The following is a 16,154-nucleotide window of genomic DNA, read 5'->3' as shown; positions in this document are numbered from 1 at the left end:
AACGTTCCCGTTTGGTACCGGGTGAGCAGCACGGTACGAAGTTGTTGTGGGCGAAGTGGGAAATATGTGCTAGAGAAAGTTCGGCCGCAAAAGCCGTCACGAATCCAGCGGTTGTTTGTAAGATGCAAGACATGACCAACAACTTTGTCCGCACCCTGTTCGCTGCGGGAGCGATTGTTCTTGCAATGGCGACGACCGCACGCATGGTGGCGGAGCCTCCAGCCATGATATTAGACGCGGAAGCCGCTCGCGGGGGTGTCCCCGTTGGAGCCGGAGGCGTGGATGGTGCTCTGGAGCAGAGGCTGGAGGCGCTGGCAGCGCAGCTGAAGGGGCATGTGGCCCTGTATGCGACGCAGTTGAACACGGGGAAGACGGTCGCGGTGGACGCGGATCGGCCGGTGCAGACGGCTTCGGTGATCAAGCTGACGATCCTGTTTGAGGCAATGGAGGAGGTGCGAGCCGGTAAGGCGCACTGGGACGAAAAATTGACATTGCAGAAGGGCGACGGGGTGAGCGGCTCGGGGGTGCTTACATTTTTTGACACTCCCGTGACGTTAACGCTGAAGGACGTACTGACGATGATGGTGATCGTGAGCGACAACACGGCGACGAACCTGGCGATCGACCGGTTCGGGGTGGATGCGGTGAATTCGCGGATCGCGTGGCTGGGGCTGAAAGACACGCATCTTTACAAAAAAGTGATGAAGCCGGCGACGGGGCCGATGCCGGCGGACCAGCCGAAGTTCGGGCTGGGGAAGACGACGGCACGCGAGATGGCGACGGTGATGGAGCGGATCGGCCGCTGCGAGCTGGCGGGGCCAGGGGAGGCCGGGCAGTCGGGGGATGCGACGATCTGCCAGGTGGCGCTGACCATGTTGCGTAATCAGTTCTATCGCAATACGATACCGCGATATCTTGAGAAATTGGATTCAAGCGAGACGGGGTCGGGGATTGCGAGCAAGACGGGGAGCCTGAATGCGGTACGGAACGACGTGGCGATCGTGGCGGGGAAGTCAGGGCCGATGGTGATCTCGATCTTTACGTATGACAACGATGACAAGAGCTGGACGGCGGACAATCAGGCTGAGATGATGGTTGCACGGCTCGCGAAGGAGATCGTGGAGGCCTGGTCGCCGGAGGGCCTGGACGGCAAGACGCTGGTTCCCGGGTTGGGACTGGCTGCGCTGCCTGCTGCCGGAGCCGGATCGGGTGCGTCTAAATGACACAGGAGACGAACAATCAGGTGCAGAACGAGGAGCAGATCGGCGAGGCTCCGGTGACCGCTTCGGCTGGCCCAGGGAACAACCCGCGTGAGACCAGCAAGCGAAAGAGCGGGATGCATTCATGGCTTCGGGACCTGGTGGTCTCGGTGGCGGTCTCGACGTTCATCATCATCTTCCTGTATCAGCCGGTGCGCGTAGAGGGGACGAGCATGCTGCCGATGCTCGAGGATCAGGACCGGTTGTTCATCAACAAGCTGGCGTATCGTGTGGGCGAGATACAGCGCGGGGATGTAGTGGTGTTCCTCTATCCGCACGATCACCAGAAGAGCTATATCAAGCGCGTGATCGCGCTGCCGGGGGACGATCTTAAAATTGAGCATGGCCATGTCTTCGTGAATGGCAAGGAGCTGGTGGAGAAGTACGTTCCGCCGCGGTTCGAGGACGACCGCTCGCTGCCGGAGACGAGGGTGCCAGCGCACGAGTACTTCGTGATGGGCGACCACAGGTCGATCTCGAGCGATAGCCGGGACTTTGGTCCAGTGGACCGTGACCTGATCTATGGGAAGGCGGCGTTCGTGTACTGGCCGATGGAGCAGGTGGGAGTAGTGAGGTAAGGCAGGGAGTAGGGAATAGGGAGTAGGAAAATAGTTGCCGTGCTGGCTTCGCCGCGCGGCTTTTGGCTTTTGGACGGCGCGGGGCTAGTGGGTGGCGTTGATGATGATCTGGGCGAAGGAGGCGGGGTCGAGTGAGGCTCCGCCGACGAGGGCTCCGTCGATGTCGTCGAGGCGGCAGAGCGCGGTGGCGTTGTCGGGCTTGACGGAGCCGCCATAGAGGATGCGGGTTGCGGCGGCGACGCTGGAGCCGGCGACCTGGGCGATCTGGGTGCGGATGATCTTGTGGGCCTCCTCGGCGATCTCGGGGGTGGCGGTACGCCCGGTGCCGATGGCCCAGACGGGCTCGTACGCGATGACGAGCGGGGCGAGAGCGGCGGGGTCAATGCCTTCGAGGGCTACGGAGACCTGAAGTTTGAGGACGTTGGCAGTGAGGTTGGATTCGCGCTCGTTGAGGTGCTCGCCGACGCACACGATGGGGGTGAGCGAGTGCGCGAGGGCGGACTTGAGCTTGAGATTGACGGTAGTGTCAGTCTCGTTGAAGTACTGGCGGCGCTCGGAGTGGCCGATGAGGACGTGGGTGGCTCCGATGGCGGTGAGCATTGTGGGCGATGTTTCGCCGGTGTAGGCGCCTTCGTTGAGCCAGTGCATGTTCTGCGCGCCGATGGAGACGGATTTGGAGCGGGCGGCGTCGACGAGCGCGGGGAGCGAGGTCATCGAGGGACAGAGGACGATCTCGGTTTTGTCGTGGTGCTTGACGAGAGGGGCGAAGGCGGTGAGGAAGGCGGTGGACTCGGCGGGGGTCTTGTACATCTTCCAGTTGGCAGCGATGAGCAGTTTGCGCATGGGAGACAGTATTCCTCGCAGCAATATCTAGGGTTCAACATCTAGGGTTCAACAGCGTAAAGACGAATGCTGAGATTCTTCCCCCTTCGGCTGCGCTCAGGGTCAGAATGACGACAAAATGCGTTTCACTACTTGTCAGTCAGTGCCGCGACGCCGGGCAGGGTCTTGCCTTCGAGGAACTCGAGGGAGGCTCCGCCGCCGGTAGAGATGTGGGTGATCTTGTCGGCGACTCCGGACTGCTGGACGGCTGCTACGGAGTCTCCGCCGCCGACGATGCTGGTGGCGTCCTGGTTGGCGGCGACGGCTTTGGCGATGGCGTTGGTTCCCTTGGCGAAGGCTGGCATCTCGAAGACTCCCATAGGGCCGTTCCAGACGATGGTGATGGCGTCGGCGATCTCTTTTTTGAAGAGGTCGATGGAGGCGGGGCCGATGTCCAGGCCCATCCATTCGGCGGGGAAGGGACCGGTGCCGGAGAAGGTCTGCGTCTTCGCGTCGGCGGCGAACTTGTCGGCGAGGACGTGGTCGACGGGGAGAAGGAGATTGACCCCCTTCTTCTCTGCCTTTTCGAGCGCGGCTTTGGCGACGTCGATCTTGTCGGTCTCGACGAGGGACTTGCCGGTGGTCTGGCCTTGGGCGTTGAGGAAGGTGTAGGCCATGCCTCCGCCGATGATGAGCGAGGTGGCGCGATCGAGGAGGCTGTCGATGACCTCGATCTTGTCGGAGACCTTGGCTCCTCCGATGATGGCGACGAAGGGCTTGATGGGGTCGGCGACCGCCTTGGTGAGGTAGGTGAGCTCCTTTTCCATGAGCAGGCCGGCGGCGGCGACAGGCACGAAGTGGGTGATGCCCTCGGTGGAGGCGTGGGCGCGGTGTGCGCTGCCGAAGGCGTCGTTGATGTAGATGTCGCAGAGCGAGGCGAGCTGACGGGCGAACTCGGGATCATTCTGCTCTTCTTCGGCGTGGAAGCGGAGGTTTTCAAGGAGCAAAGGCTGGCCGGGCTCGAGGTTGCCGACCATCTCTGAGGCGATGTCGCCAACGCACTCGGGAGAGAAGGCGACGTTCTCCTCCTCGCTGATGACGTGATCGAGCAGCTCGCGGAGGCGATCGACGACTGGGCGAAGGCTCATGGAGGGAACCACCTTGCCTTTGGGGCGGCCGAGATGCGAGCAGAGGATGACGCGCGCCTTGCGGCGGAGGGCGTACTCGATGGTGGGGATGGTCTCGCGGATGCGCGTGTCGTCGCTGATGCGCGGAGAGCTGTCGGGACCATTCACGGCGAGGGGAACGTTGAAGTCGACGCGGATGAGAACGCGCTTGTTGGTGAGATCAAGGTCGCGGATGGACAACTTCGACATGCGAGTTCCTTCAGGCAAGAGTCTGGAGCTTCCGTCTGTGACGAGAACGTCTCCGGCCTTCCATCATAGCGGTTCGGGGGAAAGCTTAGGGATCAGGGGTTGTGAAAAGTTCAGGCGGCCTGATGGGAGATGTAGCGGCGGGCGATGAAGGCGAGGGGAAGTCCGATGCACACGATGAGCGCGCCGACTCCGTTGATGAGAGGAATGAGCGGCGGCAGCGGTCGGAGGCCGACGTGCGAGAGCGGAAGCACGACGTAGTTCATGATGATGTAGACAGTGATGCCATAGAGCGTGCCGGAGATCCACGGGTGACGCGAGAGCGGGAGCCTGCGGCTGGCGAGTAGATAGATCGCTGCCCACGTTGTTGCAATGAAGAAGTGGAGGAGCAGGCCGAGGGCGGCTGATCGCACGCCCTGGGTGAAGGCGGTGCGGCCGATGAGGCCGAAGGCAATGCCCTGCAGGATGCGTGTGGCAGAGACGCCACGGAGTCCGTAGAAGACGATGGCGTCGAGGATGTCGAGCGTGCCGACGAGAAGACCGGCTCCGGCGATGACCTGGATGAGGCTCGGGCGCGCAGCGATTGTCATTGGCACCGATTTTAGCCACAGCCGGAGCAATTGCGCGCGGAAATGTTATTCGGGGATGTGAGCGTCGGCCTCGATCTCGATGCGCCAGTTTGGGTTGAGGAGTTCTTTGACTATGACCATGGTGGCGGCGGGGCGGATGTGAGAGAAGAATTTCCCGTGGATGCGACCGGCGGCCTCCCAGTCTTGGGTGTGAGTGAGAAAGATGCGGGTGCGATAGACGTGTTCCATAGAGGAGCCAGCGTTTTTGAGGGCAGTGGCGATGAGGGTGAGGCACTGCTCGGTCTGCCGGGTGATGTCGTCGTCATCGGCGCCGACGGGGCCGGTGCCGGAGACGTGGACGTAGTTGCCGATGCGGACGGCTCGGGAGAAGCCGATGATGGGCTCGTAGGGAGATGTGCCAGGGATGTTGGTGCGCTGGGTCATGGATGGATTGTAGTGGCAGTGATGCAGGCAATTGAGGCCATCTGCCGGACATCACGTATGATCGGCTGATCCGGATTGAGGAGGCAGGATCGATGTGCTTTTCTGCGGCGGCCAACTTTGTCGGGAGCGGAGTGCTTGGGGCGGTTGGGGTGGTGACGCTGACCAAGGTGAAGCATAAACGGGAGCTGCTGTTCGCTTCGCTGCCGACATTGTTTGCGGTCCATCAGTTTATCGACGGCTTTGTGTGGCTGGGGCTGGATGGTGTGTTGTCGCCTGAGGTGACGCACAAGACGGGAGCCGCGTTTGTGCTGTACGCGCAGGGCCTGCTGCCGTTTGTGATTCCGCTGAGCGTGCTGCTGTTTGAGCCGGACCGCAGGAGCCGGCAACGGATGCTGCCATTTCTTGCCATTGGAACGGGAACTGCGCTCTATATGTTGTGGGCGCTGATTGCGTATCCGCTGCAGATTTTCGTTCAGAACAACAGCATCGTCTATACCAACGACGGGACGAACAACACGGCACTGGCGGTGCTGTATGTGATCTCGACGTGCGGGTCGCTGTTCTTCTCGAAGGTGAGAGATATGGTGGTCTTTGGCGCGGCGAATCTGGCGATTCTGCTGACGGTGATGGCGGTGAAGCGGTACGCGTTTACTTCGCTGTGGTGTGCTTATGCCGCGGCGGCCAGCGTGATTATTCTGGCTTATTTCTGGAGGAGTAAGCTGCATCGGCCGTTTCCCTATGGGGATGCGATCTGGGGGTGAATCAACGACCTCAAGATGACTCGCCCCGTTCCGGCTATCTCGTAATCAGGACTGACTCGTAATCAGGACTGACGACTCCTTCGGATTCCGCCCCAGCAGTGGGAGCTCCATAAAGCGCCACGAAAGCGTGGCATACGCGAGCGTCATCGCAAAGGCCATGGCTGCCATGGCGGCAGTGTTGTGAAACGCCCGTCTTGCCAGGTAAAGCGCGGTCACATGGATCAGGTATACCGTGTAGCTGATGCGACCGAGATACATCACGGGCGCGAGTTTCAACACGCCAACCCATCTCCCACTCAGCGCCCATAACATGATGCCTGTACACGCCACCAGGCTCGCCTCGTACACCATCGTGTTCGACAGGCGCGAGTTGGAATCCGTGGTCACATGAAGACGTGTCCCCAGGTAGAACAGATACGCGGCGGCGATCGGCGGCAGCAGAAGACCAAGATGCCCGTACCGCTCAATCGTCTTCCGGTGATGAATCCAAGCCAACGCCAGCAGCGCACCCACCAGCAGCAGATCCATGCGGAATGGAGTCAGACAGTAGATCGGCCAGTGGTTCGAGAACAGCGGCGTGCAGACCCAACGGAGGACGGGAACCGCTACTACCAGAACCGCGGCAGTCCAACCCAGCGCGGCCTCGCTTAGCAGATAAACGGCGAACGGCCAAAATAGATAAAACTGCTCTTCAATAGCCAGCGACCATAGCATGCCAAGCGTCTCGGGTCTTCAAGTGAGAAGGCCAGTATGAAGTTCATCAGCAAAACATAAAGATACGCATGCTTCATCCACGCGGTGCCGAACAGGATCGTCGTGACGATCATCAGCAGGGCATACGGCGGAAGGATGCGGCGGACCCGGCGGCTGTAAAACCCCTTGAAGTAGCGGCCAAGCGGGTACTTCTTGTGCTTCAGCAGGATTCCCGTGATCAAAAAGCCAGACAGGATGAAGAACAGGTCTACGCCTATCCATAACAGCTTGATACTGAAGGCATGATTCAGAACCACCGTAAGAATCGCGATGGTCCGCACGCCATCCAGCTGTGAGATCCGCCCGTGCTTCGTGGCTTCTGTCATTGATGCCATCCAATAGGCGTTCTATATCTTCTGCTGATCATCCGGGTGGCATTTTCCACAACCATACAACGCCTAAAGGAAACATCCCGCAGAAAATCTGTGATGCAGCCCTTCCCGCGTGTTCCAGCAACTCTTCGAGAGGTATAAGCCTCTTTAGTTAGAGGACAGGAATACCGCAGGCTGCCGATAAAAATGATGCTTCTCTCAGTTGGGACTCGGTTGGGGAGGAGAAGGAAGGAGTTGGCGGATTTTGAAGTTCGTTCGGTTCTGAAGCTGAAGCAGGAGAACCTGCAGAGATGAATGTCTTCATCTTCTGCAGGTTCTCGCTGGTTTAGAGACCCTTCTTCACCAGGAAGAGGATGAGGTCTTTGACGCGGTTGGAGTAGCCCCACTCGTTGTCGTACCAGCTGATGACCTTGCCTGTCGAGCCGATGACCTTGGTCAGCTTGGAGTCGACGATGGAGGAGAGGGCGTTGCCCTTGAAGTCGGAGCTGACGAGCTCTTCCTCGGTGTAGCCGAGGTAGGGCTTCATCTCGCCTTCGGATGCGGCCTTGAGTGCGGCGTTGACGCTCTTGATGTCGATGGGCTTCTCGGTGACGAAGGTGAGGTCGACGACGGAGACGTTCGGGGTGGGAACGCGTACCGCGAAGCCGTCGAGCTTGCCGTCCATCTCGGGGATGACGAGCTTGAGGGCCTTGGCGGCGCCGGTGCTGGACGGGATCATGGAGAGCGCGGCGGCGCGGGCGCGGCGAAGGTCCTTGTGCGGCGTGTCGAGGATGACCTGATCGTTGGTGTAGCTGTGGATCGTGGTCATGATGCCGGACTGGATGCCGAAGGCGTTGTGCAGCACCTTGACGACGGGCGCGAGGCAGTTGGTGGTGCAGCTGGCGTTCGATATGACGTTGTGCTTGGCGGCATCGTACTTGCCTTCGTTGACGCCGAGGACGATGGTGATGTCCTCGTTAGTCGCTGGGGCGGAGATGATCACCTTCTTGACGGTGGAACCGAGGTGCGCCTTGGCCTTTTCGGCGTCGGTGAAGAAACCGGTGGACTCGACGACGACCTGGGCGCCTACGGAGGCCCAATCGAGCTTGGCGGGGTCGCGCTCGGCGAAGACCTTGATCTGCTTGCCGTCGACGGAGATGCAGTCCGCCCCGTGGGTGATGTTGTGGTGCAGGTTGCCGAGGATGGAGTCGTACTTGAGCAGATGGGCGAGCGTGGCCGGCGTGGTGAGGTCGTTGACGGCGACGAACTCGATGTCAGGGTTTCCGAGAGCGCTGCGGAATACGTTGCGTCCGATGCGGCCGAAGCCGTTGATACCTACCTTTACAGCCATGATTGCGGTTGCTCCTGTCTCGATAATGCGAGGGTATTTATGCGTTTAACCATTGTAGAACGTGCAGAGTGGCGAGCATGCCATCAGGACCGGATGCTATCACCCACGGACGAGTGCTGCAAAACGGCCGGGCAGGTGTCGGGGTAGGTGTCGGGGTAGGTGTCGGGGTAGGTTCGGTGATTTGCGGGCGGCTTCGACCGTGTGTTACAAGCGACGTATGCGCGAACTGCGCGATTGGATAAGCGAAAAGATGAGACGACGCCCAAGACGTGGACCGAATGACTCGGAGTCCACGGGCAAGAGCGGGCAGGAACTGCCCACAAATCAACCGGCTCCCCTGAGACCGTCGTATCCCGAGGCGGCTCCGGTGCGCCCGGCCGAAACGGTGGCTGAAGCGAAGCCCGAGGAATCGGTTGCGGCCCCCGCCGCTCCTGTGGAGGAGCAGCCACTGCAGGAACAGAAGGTCGTGGTGGAGACGCAGCCGGAGTCGCTGGCGACGCCGCCGGCCGAGCTGCCGGCGCTGAAGTCGCCCAAGGGCTTCGTGGTGCTGACCATTGGGCTTCCGGGCTCGGGCAAGACGACATGGTACAAGCGCCGCGGGGTTACGCCGCTTTCGAGCGATCTGCTGCGCACGATCCTGTTCGACGACATTACGGAGCAGCGCTACCAGGGGCTGGTCTTCTCCACGCTGCGCAGCCTGCTGCGGGCGCGGCTGATCGCCAAGATGCCATGGAACTACGTGGATGCGACGAACCTTTCGCCGCACGAGCGCAGGCAGTGGATCAAGATGGCCAAGAGTTTCGGCTACGAGGTTCAGGCGGTGTTCTTCGACGTTCCGCTGGCCGTGTGCATGGACCGGAACCGCAAGCGCGAGCGCGCCGTGACCGATGAGGTGATGCAGAAGATGGCCGAGCGTCTGCGGCCGCCGACCTTCAAGGAAGGCTTTGAGAAGATCACGGTCGTCCGGGTGAAGGGACAGCCGGGAACGGCTGGCGAGCCGGCTGCCGCTGCAGAACAGGGTGGCACCAGCGCTGATCCGGAGGCCGCGGAGTAGGGTACAGCACGCGGTAGAGTAGACGACATGCCCACGGTTGGCGTCGAGTTCGCGAAGGTGAGCTATACGCCGGCAGGTGGGCATCTTGTTTTGCGCGACGTTTCGATTGCGCTCGAGGGCGGGACGACGACGGCGCTGCTCGGACGCAGCGGGTCAGGCAAGACGACGCTGCTGCGCATGGTGAATGCGCTTGTGCGGCCGACTGCGGGAGACGTCATCGTCAATGGACGGTCTGTGGCCGGGCTTGAGACGGAGAAGGACCTGGTCGCGTTGCGGCGTGGCATTGGCTACGTCATCCAGGAGACGGGGCTCTTTCCGCACATGACGGTGGAGCGGAACGCCGGGCTCAGCCTGGAGCTGGAGGGACGCTCGAAGGAAGAGGCGGCGGCGCGGGCGCGTGAGGTGGTCGGGCTGGTGGGGCTCGACTTCGGCAGAGTGAAGGGGCGCTATCCGTGGCAGCTCTCAGGCGGGCAGCGGCAGAGGGTCGGGCTGGCGCGGGCGCTCGCACTGGACCCCGCGGTGCTGCTGATGGATGAGCCGTTTGGAGCGCTCGATCCGCTGACGCGGGCCGAGATGCAGACGATGCTGAAGAACCTTCTGCGGGGAATGAAGAAGACGGTTCTGCTGGTGACGCATGATCTGGATGAGGCGCTGTATCTGGCGGATCGCGTGCTGTTCCTGGCCGATGGCGAGGTGTTTGCCGATCTGAAGCCGGAGGAGGTGCTGGCCTCGTTCCATCCACAGGTGAGAGATTATGTCTCGGCAGTTCGTCGCGTGGTGAAGGGATGATGCGCTTCCTGTCATCGCACGGCTGGGAGATTGCGCGGCTGACCTTCGAGCACGTGTGGCTGACGGCGAGCGCAATGCTGCTGGCTGTTGCGATCGGGCTCCCGCTGGGGATTCTGCTGACGCGGCGGCCCGCCCTGGCGCGGCCTGTGATCGGTTTTGCGAACGTCGTGCAGACGGTGCCGAGCCTTGCTCTGTTCGGACTGCTGCTGCCGGTTCCGTGGCTGGGGGAGAACGCGGCGCGGCTGGCGATCGTGGCGCTGACCGGCTATGCGCTGTTGCCGATTCTGCGGAACACCTATGCGGGCATTGAGAGCGTGGACGATGAGTTGGCCAATGTGGCCGATGCTCTGGGGATGACCGGCTGGCAGAGATTGAAGAAGGTCGAGCTGCCTCTTGCGGCGAGCGTCATCATGGCTGGGCTGAGGACGGCGACGGTGACGTGCGTCGGCGTGGCGACGATTGCGGCGGCGATCGGCGCGGGCGGCCTGGGAGAACTGATCTTTCGCGGCGTGGCGAGCGTGGACAACGGACTAGTGCTTGCGGGGGCGGTTCCTGCGGCACTGCTGGCACTGCTGGCCGACACGCTGCTGGGTTGGGTGGAGAAGCGTTTGACGGTGCGGCGGATATGAGACGCAGCAAGTCAGCAAGTCAGCGAGTCAGCGAGTCAGCGGACTGCTGGTTCGGGCGGTGGTCACAGGCTGGGGCGCTATGTTTGCTGCTGCTTTGTGTCGCTTGTGCGCCGCCGCGGTCTTCGCGGGTGACGATTGGGGCGAAGAACTTTACGGAACAGGTGGTGCTCGGCGAACTGCTGGCGCAGGAGATCGAAGCAGTGACGGGCGATCCGGTTGCGCGGCGGTTTTATCTGGCAGGGAGTTATATCTGCCAGCAGGCACTGGAGAGTGGGAGGATCGACGCGTATGTGGAGTACACGGGAACGGCGCTGACGGCGATTCTGAAACAGCCGCTGCCTCCGCTTGGCCAGCGCGGTGGGGCGCAGGTGTTTGCTACGGTCGCGCGGTTGTATGCGCAGCGCTATCACGTGAAGGCGGAGCGAGGGCTGGGGTTTGAGAACACGTTTGCGATGGTGGTTCGAGGCGACGATGCGAGGAGGTGGAGTCTGCGGACGATCTCCGACGCTGTGCCGCGTGCTGGGGAGATGCGTTTGGGAGTAGGGTATGAGTTTGAGGAGAGGCCGGATGGGCTGCGCGGGCTGGAGGCGGCGTACGGCCTGAGGTTCAGCGGCGATCCGAGGACGATGGATCTGGGGCTGCTTTATCGGGCGCTTACGTCAAACCAGGTGGATATGGTGGCGGGGAACTCGACGGATGGACCGATACGGGCACTGGGGCTGGTTGCGCTTGAGGACGATAAGCACTACTTTCCGCCGTATGAGGCCGTACCGCTGGTGCGGGAGGATTCGCTGAAGAGGCATCCGGGGATTCAGGCGGCAATGGACCGGTTGGCGGGGAAGATATCGGCTGACGAGATGCGGGCTATGAACGATGCTGTGGATGGGCAACATAAGGATGTTGCGGAGGTTGTGCGGGAGTTTCGCAAGGAGAAGGGGCTTTGAGGACATTACTGTTTTTCATGATGCTGGTTTTCATAAATGGACCTGCTCTTTCGGCTCAAAAGAAGTTTTCGGTCGATGGAGGAGAGTGCGGCGGAGACGTCACCGTGCAACCAGATATCCAGAAGACCGCAATCAGTCGGAACGCGGTCACGGGTAGGCGAGCATATGGAGTACTGGGGCATCGACGTACCGAAGAGGACGTTCGTGCTAAGCGATGTTCCGTGGTTTACAGGTTGATGATGGAAGAGGGACAAGGGAAATTTAGTCAGATGACCGGTCTGGATTGGCATACCGAAGAGGGGGAAATCGCCGGCGTGGATTTGATTGGGTTCTCATCGGATGGGACGAAACTAGTTGCTGATTTCTGGCTGGCGGAAGGAGATGGGACTGAGCATCGAGTAAAGCTAGTGGACCTGAAGGAGGGCAAGTCGTCGTTTCGAAGTATCAACGATGAGATCTATAAGCATTCAACAGAGAAGCTGGTTGACTCTGAGAACTATTACGAGACGCTCGAAAGTGTCCGCGATGATGGACAGGTAGTAGTAATTGCGCACGCTGACGGAGGCCGCAAACCCGACGGTTTCTTGAGCAAATGGTTGTTTGATCCAAAGACGGGAAGAGTGATGCGAATCGCTGAGAAGCGGTGAAACCTGAGTTTGGGTGAACATTGCGGAGTGTCGATTTGATGCTATTTAGTGAGACTTGCTTTGGCGGCGGAGGGCCGCGGAGCTGAGAGATGACTGAGATTCGTGTGATCCGGTTGCCGACCGAGACGGTCGAGAGGGTTTTGTGGACGAAGAGATCGCCGGGGTATGGGCATCCGGCGTATACGGAGTTGGCGTCGGGGTATGGGCCGTGCCGGCATGGTCTGCAGACGTTTCGTGTGGGGGAGGAATTGCGGACGCTGTTTACGTGCAATGCGTTTTATATGGTTGCTCCGGTTCCTGCGCCGGGGCCGGTGTTTATCCATACGGAGGGGTGCGAACGGTACAACGAGACGGCGGGTTATCCGCGGCAGCTGCTTGAGTATCCGGTGGTGATGGACGGCTATGATCTCGAGCAGCGGCTGGTGACGCAGCGCACGGCTGCGGGCGGGAATCACGAGATGGTGCTGCGAGAGATCTTTGCGGATGCGGCGGTGCAGTATGTTTTCGTGCGCGATCATGAGGCGGGGTGCTTCGACTTTCGCGTGGAGCGGATGGAGGCTGCTGATGGAACAGAAGGTTGAGCCGTGGCTGCGTGGGACGCGGATGGATGTGGATGCTGTGAGACGTGGTGTGATTCATGCTCTCGAGCTTGCGGCGGAGGATGTGGCTCGGTGGTGCAAGGGGTTGAGCGACGAGGAGCTTGGGGCGCGGCCGGTCGGGCTGGCCCCGGTTGGGTTTCATTTGCGGCACATTGCGCGATCGCTCGACCGACTCTTGACGTATGCGGAGGGTCAGCAACTGAGCGAGCGGCAGCTGACGATGCTGAAGAGCGAGATGGACGGTCAGGATCGCGAGGCTCTTTTTATGGAGTTCACCGAGGGGATCGAGGTTGCGGTGACGCGAGTGCTTGCGATCTCTCAGGAGAGCTACGATCAACCGTGCGTTGTGGGCAGGAAGAAACTGCCGACGACAGTGGGCGGGCTGCTGGTGCACTGTGCAGATCACACGCAGAGGCATGTGGGCCAGGCGGTGACGACGGCCAAGGTTGTGATGGCGATGCGCGAGCGGTAAACCGATCGTCATTGCTTCTTGCCGAGGAGTCCTCCGATGGCGTTGGTGAGTGCGTCTGTAGTGCTCTGCTTGCCCTGGCTGGGCGCCTTGTTGCCGCCGGTGAAGGCGGAGGCTCCGCTGACGGCGACTCCGCTGAGGTTTGGGGTGAAGGTGGGGTTGGAGGTGGTTCCGCCAATGGCGACGGGGACTCCGTTGCGGAGGGCGCTGGTGGCGAAGCCTCCGACGGCGCCTGCGGTGCCGCTGTTGGGGATCATGCCGAGGAGAGAGCCTGCGATTCCGCCGACTCCGGAGGTTGAACCTCCGCTGTTCCCGGTGCCGACGATCCCGGTGAGCTTGAGAATGACGTTGTAGTTGAGCGCTCCGGAGGCCGCGACGGTGCCTGCGCCGGTGGCTGTGCCGAGTGCGGGAACGTCGAGGGCGAGGTTGTCGGTGCGGACGTTTCCGCCAGCGACGTGGATGTTGGTCGTGAGGGAACGGATGGCTGTGGCGGAGCCGGTCTTCGCGCCGGTGAGCGCGGTGACTGCGGAGAGCTGGGAGCCGAGGTCGAAGCCGGCGAGATTGGTGTTATTGAGCGAGATCGGTCCGCTGATGATGGGCTGCGCGGTGGAGCCGGTGACGTCGAGGTTTGCGGTGAGGGTTCCACCCTGGAGCCGGGAGCCGGTGGGGAGGTGGACACCGACGGACGGAAGGAAGGCCTCGATCTCGTCAATGGGGATGGAGTTTCCGGTTACCTTGAGATTGATTGCAGTGGTGGGGCCGCTGGTCTGGTAGGTTCCGGCGATGTTGATGGCGGCGCTTCCGACGGTGACGACGGCCTTCTGGATCTGGCCGGCCAGGGACGTCATAGTTTGGGCGAGCGACATCTGCAGGTTCACGGGCTTGGTGGAAGGCAAGCCGTTGGCCGCGAGACGAAGGTTCTGGGCGTTGGCGGAGACGTTGGCGTTGAGATTTTTTCCATCGGAGACCGCTCTGAGGTCGACGTTGGCTAGGCCGCTGATTCCGGCGTCGGGCGCGATGATGCCGCTGGATGCGAGGTCGATGTTGGTGAGGGTGGCGTGGGCGTTGAGCGGGGTCGCGGCGGGGAACTGCTGATTGAGGGGGCCGGCGGTTCCGTCCGCGGTGATCGAGCCTCCGCCGGGGATCTGGGCGGTGAGTTTGAAGGGAGAGGAGGCGGTGGGGGAGACGTTGGTGATCTCGGTGTTGAGCTGCTGGTAGACGGCGGGCTTGGGTTCGCCTGGCGTGGTGAGGGCGAGGGCGCCGTTCCTGACCTGGATGTGGTCCGCGGAGAGGGTGCTGAGCATGTCGCTGGAGTTGGGCGCCCTTTGCGGGGCTGCGGCGGAAGGCGTGGTCTTGCGGACGATGGTGAGCTTGGGGGTGTCGATGAGGAGATTCGTGACGTGGAGCTGCAGTCCGTTCCAAGTGCACTCGACGTTGATGGCGTCGATGGTTCCGGAGATTCCGGAGGAGGGTTCGAGGAAGCCGGCGGCGATGGGGTCGAGGTGCTTGACCTCGAGTTTGGCTCCGAAGGGGGTGAGGGAGGCGTCCTTCTGGTTGATGGGGCCGGCGTTGCCGGCGAGGGAAACGGTTCCGTCGGCGGGGAGGTGAGCGGAGAGGGTGAAGGGAAAGGTTTTTGTGAAGGCGAAGTTTTTGGCTTCGAGGTTGAGGTGGTCGTAGGTGCGCTTGGGGGTGGCGGAGGCGCCGCCGGAGGGCTCGGTGGAGACGTGGAGGGTGCCGTCGGAGACGGTGATGTGGCCGATGGTGACGCCGGTCATGGAGCCGGAGCCGCCTGAGGGCTGTTTGGCCTGGGCGCTGCCGATGGTGGAGTAGTTCCAGGTTCCGTCGGCGTGGCGGATGAGGTTGATGGTGGGCTTCTGGATGGAGAATCCGGTGATGTGGACCTGGCGGCTGACGATGAGGGGGATCATCTCGACGTCGATCTTGACCTGGGCGGCCTGGAGGATAGGCTCGGTGGAGAAGGCAGGGTCGTCGGCGAGGCTGGCGTTGGTGGCGACGAGGCCTCCGGAGAGGACGGAGAGGTCGAGCTTGCCGAGGGAGACCTTGCGGCCGAGGGATTCGGAGAACTCCTGCTCGATGCGGGTGCGGAAGTTGTCAGCGTTGACGACGAGCGGGATCGCGAGGGCGGCGAGGAGGACGAGGGCAATGATGCTGCCGAGGACGATCAGGAGGGTTCGGGGACGAGGTGCCATGGCCGGGCCTTTCTTCGTTCGAACGTGTGATGCTGTGAAGGGTATCGCGGGGTGCAGTGAGTATCCTCCCCCGTCATTTTGCGTCAAAGTATTAGATTGATTGGACTTAGGTTGGTACTTCCTGTTGAGCAGATGCAGGGAAGCCCCGGTGTGGTTCCCGGGGCTTTCTGTGTTTTCAAGCTTATATCCAGTATAGCGGATTGGGGTAATCAATCGGCACTTTTATGTTGTTGATGGGGCGTTGTTTAAGTGCGTTGAGGGCTTGACATCTCTAACGACGTTGGCGGTGTCAAGGGCGAAGTAAGGCGCGGTCGTGGGGAGCGGGGTCAAGGGCGCCGTTTTTTGGCGTTCATCTTGACCCTTGACCCCGCTCCCCACGCGCATAAGCTCGGGCCGAAAACGAAGCTCAGGTGTCCTTTCTGAGCTTCGTTCCTTGACAGCGAGGTTCTTCGGTTTGGGCCAGGGCTGCATGGGGTTGTTGGTTCAACTGCATCGTCGTTTGAATCGTCGGGGGAACTCGCGTCCCCATCCATCTATCTCCGGCCACTTCACTGCGGCCAGGATGACGGAGTCGAACTCCCGCTTGCGCGGG

The 16,154-nt window shown here is 61.4% G+C and carries 18 protein-coding genes; 10 read left to right on the top strand and 8 right to left on the bottom strand.

Annotation, left to right across the window (positions count from 1 at the left end; all coding sequences use genetic code 11):
- Window positions 1-131: 131 nt before the first annotated feature.
- Together Q363_RS13685 and lepB are read left to right on the top strand one after the other, a co-directional pair.
- Window positions 132-1,223 (top strand): serine hydrolase, encoded by a 1,092-nt coding sequence (locus tag Q363_RS13685; RefSeq protein ID WP_245632211.1) that lies wholly within the window; start codon window positions 132-134, stop codon window positions 1,221-1,223.
- A gap of 113 nt (window positions 1,224-1,336) precedes the next feature.
- Window positions 1,337-1,837, top strand: coding sequence for a signal peptidase I (gene lepB, locus Q363_RS13680; RefSeq protein WP_051978756.1), 501 nt, complete (start codon window positions 1,337-1,339; stop codon window positions 1,835-1,837).
- 84 nt (window positions 1,838-1,921) lie between these two features.
- On the opposite strand, the gene tpiA is transcribed toward lepB, so the two are convergent.
- From tpiA to Q363_RS13660, 4 genes are all read right to left on the bottom strand, one after another.
- Window positions 1,922-2,680, bottom strand: coding sequence for a triose-phosphate isomerase (gene tpiA / locus Q363_RS13675; protein ID WP_035351024.1), 759 nt, complete (start codon window positions 2,678-2,680; stop codon window positions 1,922-1,924).
- Between the two features lie 128 nt (window positions 2,681-2,808).
- Window positions 2,809-4,035 carry a phosphoglycerate kinase gene (locus Q363_RS13670; protein ID WP_035351022.1) on the bottom strand — a complete coding sequence of 409 codons (1,227 nt, stop codon included), beginning with the start codon at window positions 4,033-4,035 and terminating at the stop codon, window positions 2,809-2,811.
- Window positions 4,036-4,145: 110 nt separating this feature from the next.
- Window positions 4,146-4,628, bottom strand: a complete 483-nt coding sequence (locus Q363_RS13665) for a hypothetical protein (RefSeq protein ID WP_211256184.1) — start codon at window positions 4,626-4,628, stop codon at window positions 4,146-4,148.
- A 39-nt stretch (window positions 4,629-4,667) separates the two neighbouring features.
- Window positions 4,668-5,045, bottom strand: a complete 378-nt coding sequence (locus Q363_RS13660) for a RidA family protein (protein ID WP_035351019.1) — start codon at window positions 5,043-5,045, stop codon at window positions 4,668-4,670.
- A gap of 92 nt (window positions 5,046-5,137) precedes the next feature.
- Between Q363_RS13660 and Q363_RS13655 the strand changes: the two genes are divergently transcribed.
- Window positions 5,138-5,806, top strand: coding sequence for a DUF6629 family protein (locus Q363_RS13655; RefSeq protein ID WP_035351018.1), 669 nt, complete (start codon window positions 5,138-5,140; stop codon window positions 5,804-5,806).
- Window positions 5,807-5,851: 45 nt separating this feature from the next.
- On the opposite strand, the gene Q363_RS45470 is transcribed toward Q363_RS13655, so the two are convergent.
- The 3 genes from Q363_RS45470 to gap all read right to left on the bottom strand — a co-directional run bounded on the left by Q363_RS45470 (window position 5,852) and on the right by gap (window position 8,221).
- Complete coding sequence (locus Q363_RS45470; RefSeq protein ID WP_084080345.1) at window positions 5,852-6,520, bottom strand: acyltransferase family protein; 669 nt, start codon at window positions 6,518-6,520, stop codon at window positions 5,852-5,854.
- Window positions 6,454-6,885: an acyltransferase family protein gene (locus tag Q363_RS45465; protein WP_051978746.1), complete on the bottom strand. Its 432-nt coding sequence runs from the start codon at window positions 6,883-6,885 to the stop codon at window positions 6,454-6,456. Before Q363_RS45465 ends, Q363_RS45470 begins: the two co-directional genes overlap by 67 nt.
- A gap of 331 nt (window positions 6,886-7,216) precedes the next feature.
- On the bottom strand, window positions 7,217-8,221 hold the full coding sequence (gap, locus tag Q363_RS13645) for a type I glyceraldehyde-3-phosphate dehydrogenase (protein WP_035351017.1): 1,005 nt from the start codon (window positions 8,219-8,221) through the stop codon (window positions 7,217-7,219).
- 250 nt (window positions 8,222-8,471) lie between these two features.
- Between gap and Q363_RS13640 the strand changes: the two genes are divergently transcribed.
- The 7 genes from Q363_RS13640 (at window position 8,472) to Q363_RS13610 (ending at window position 13,355) form a co-directional block, all read left to right on the top strand.
- Window positions 8,472-9,275 (top strand): ATP-binding protein, encoded by an 804-nt coding sequence (locus tag Q363_RS13640; protein WP_035351142.1) that lies wholly within the window; start codon window positions 8,472-8,474, stop codon window positions 9,273-9,275.
- Window positions 9,276-9,302: 27 nt separating this feature from the next.
- Window positions 9,303-10,064 carry an ATP-binding cassette domain-containing protein gene (locus Q363_RS13635; RefSeq protein ID WP_035351014.1) on the top strand — a complete coding sequence of 254 codons (762 nt, stop codon included), beginning with the start codon at window positions 9,303-9,305 and terminating at the stop codon, window positions 10,062-10,064.
- On the top strand, window positions 10,061-10,693 hold the full coding sequence (locus Q363_RS42770) for an ABC transporter permease (RefSeq protein WP_035351012.1): 633 nt from the start codon (window positions 10,061-10,063) through the stop codon (window positions 10,691-10,693). Before Q363_RS13635 ends, Q363_RS42770 begins: the two co-directional genes overlap by 4 nt.
- Before the next feature lie 83 nt (window positions 10,694-10,776).
- A complete protein-coding gene (locus tag Q363_RS42765) occupies window positions 10,777-11,637 on the top strand; it encodes a glycine betaine ABC transporter substrate-binding protein (RefSeq protein WP_035351140.1) in 861 nt (286 codons plus the stop codon).
- Window positions 11,634-12,284 carry a hypothetical protein gene (locus Q363_RS13620; protein ID WP_035351010.1) on the top strand — a complete coding sequence of 217 codons (651 nt, stop codon included), beginning with the start codon at window positions 11,634-11,636 and terminating at the stop codon, window positions 12,282-12,284. The genes Q363_RS42765 and Q363_RS13620 overlap by 4 nt, the downstream gene beginning before the upstream one ends.
- A gap of 89 nt (window positions 12,285-12,373) precedes the next feature.
- A complete protein-coding gene (locus tag Q363_RS38100; RefSeq protein WP_084080343.1) occupies window positions 12,374-12,865 on the top strand; it encodes a DUF1203 domain-containing protein in 492 nt (163 codons plus the stop codon).
- Complete coding sequence (locus Q363_RS13610) at window positions 12,849-13,355, top strand: DinB family protein (protein ID WP_035351007.1); 507 nt, start codon at window positions 12,849-12,851, stop codon at window positions 13,353-13,355. Before Q363_RS38100 ends, Q363_RS13610 begins: the two co-directional genes overlap by 17 nt.
- A gap of 8 nt (window positions 13,356-13,363) precedes the next feature.
- Here Q363_RS13610 and Q363_RS13605 read toward each other — a convergent pair whose 3' ends face one another.
- Window positions 13,364-15,562, bottom strand: coding sequence for a DUF748 domain-containing protein (locus Q363_RS13605; RefSeq protein ID WP_035351005.1), 2,199 nt, complete (start codon window positions 15,560-15,562; stop codon window positions 13,364-13,366).
- Window positions 15,563-16,154: the final 592 nt, after the last annotated feature.

It is taken from the genome of Edaphobacter aggregans DSM 19364, assembly GCF_000745965.1.
GTDB lineage: Bacteria > Acidobacteriota > Terriglobia > Terriglobales > Acidobacteriaceae > Edaphobacter > Edaphobacter aggregans.
Note: the sequence above shows the minus strand (reverse complement) of the source record. Positions and strands in the feature narration are given on the sequence as shown.

What these genes read in the sequence shown, in the direction of transcription:
- Q363_RS13685 (WP_245632211.1), top strand. Translation starts at nt 132, where the DNA reads ATGACCAACAACTTTGTCCGCACCCTGTTCGCTGCGGGAGCGATTGTT.
- lepB (WP_051978756.1), top strand. Translation starts at nt 1,337, where the DNA reads ATGCATTCATGGCTTCGGGACCTGGTGGTCTCGGTGGCGGTCTCGACG.
- tpiA (WP_035351024.1), bottom strand. Translation starts at nt 2,680, where the DNA reads ATGCGCAAACTGCTCATCGCTGCCAACTGGAAGATGTACAAGACCCCC.
- Q363_RS13670 (WP_035351022.1), bottom strand. Translation starts at nt 4,035, where the DNA reads ATGTCGAAGTTGTCCATCCGCGACCTTGATCTCACCAACAAGCGCGTT.
- Q363_RS13660 (WP_035351019.1), bottom strand. Translation starts at nt 5,045, where the DNA reads ATGACCCAGCGCACCAACATCCCTGGCACATCTCCCTACGAGCCCATC.
- Q363_RS13655 (WP_035351018.1), top strand. Translation starts at nt 5,138, where the DNA reads ATGTGCTTTTCTGCGGCGGCCAACTTTGTCGGGAGCGGAGTGCTTGGG.
- Q363_RS45470 (WP_084080345.1), bottom strand. Translation starts at nt 6,520, where the DNA reads ATGCTATGGTCGCTGGCTATTGAAGAGCAGTTTTATCTATTTTGGCCG.
- Q363_RS45465 (WP_051978746.1), bottom strand. Translation starts at nt 6,885, where the DNA reads ATGACAGAAGCCACGAAGCACGGGCGGATCTCACAGCTGGATGGCGTG.
- gap (WP_035351017.1), bottom strand. Translation starts at nt 8,221, where the DNA reads ATGGCTGTAAAGGTAGGTATCAACGGCTTCGGCCGCATCGGACGCAAC.
- Q363_RS13640 (WP_035351142.1), top strand. Translation starts at nt 8,472, where the DNA reads ATGAGACGACGCCCAAGACGTGGACCGAATGACTCGGAGTCCACGGGC.
- Q363_RS13635 (WP_035351014.1), top strand. Translation starts at nt 9,303, where the DNA reads ATGCCCACGGTTGGCGTCGAGTTCGCGAAGGTGAGCTATACGCCGGCA.
- Q363_RS42770 (WP_035351012.1), top strand. Translation starts at nt 10,061, where the DNA reads ATGATGCGCTTCCTGTCATCGCACGGCTGGGAGATTGCGCGGCTGACC.
- Q363_RS38100 (WP_084080343.1), top strand. Translation starts at nt 12,374, where the DNA reads ATGACTGAGATTCGTGTGATCCGGTTGCCGACCGAGACGGTCGAGAGG.
- Q363_RS13610 (WP_035351007.1), top strand. Translation starts at nt 12,849, where the DNA reads ATGGAACAGAAGGTTGAGCCGTGGCTGCGTGGGACGCGGATGGATGTG.
- Q363_RS13605 (WP_035351005.1), bottom strand. Translation starts at nt 15,562, where the DNA reads ATGGCACCTCGTCCCCGAACCCTCCTGATCGTCCTCGGCAGCATCATT.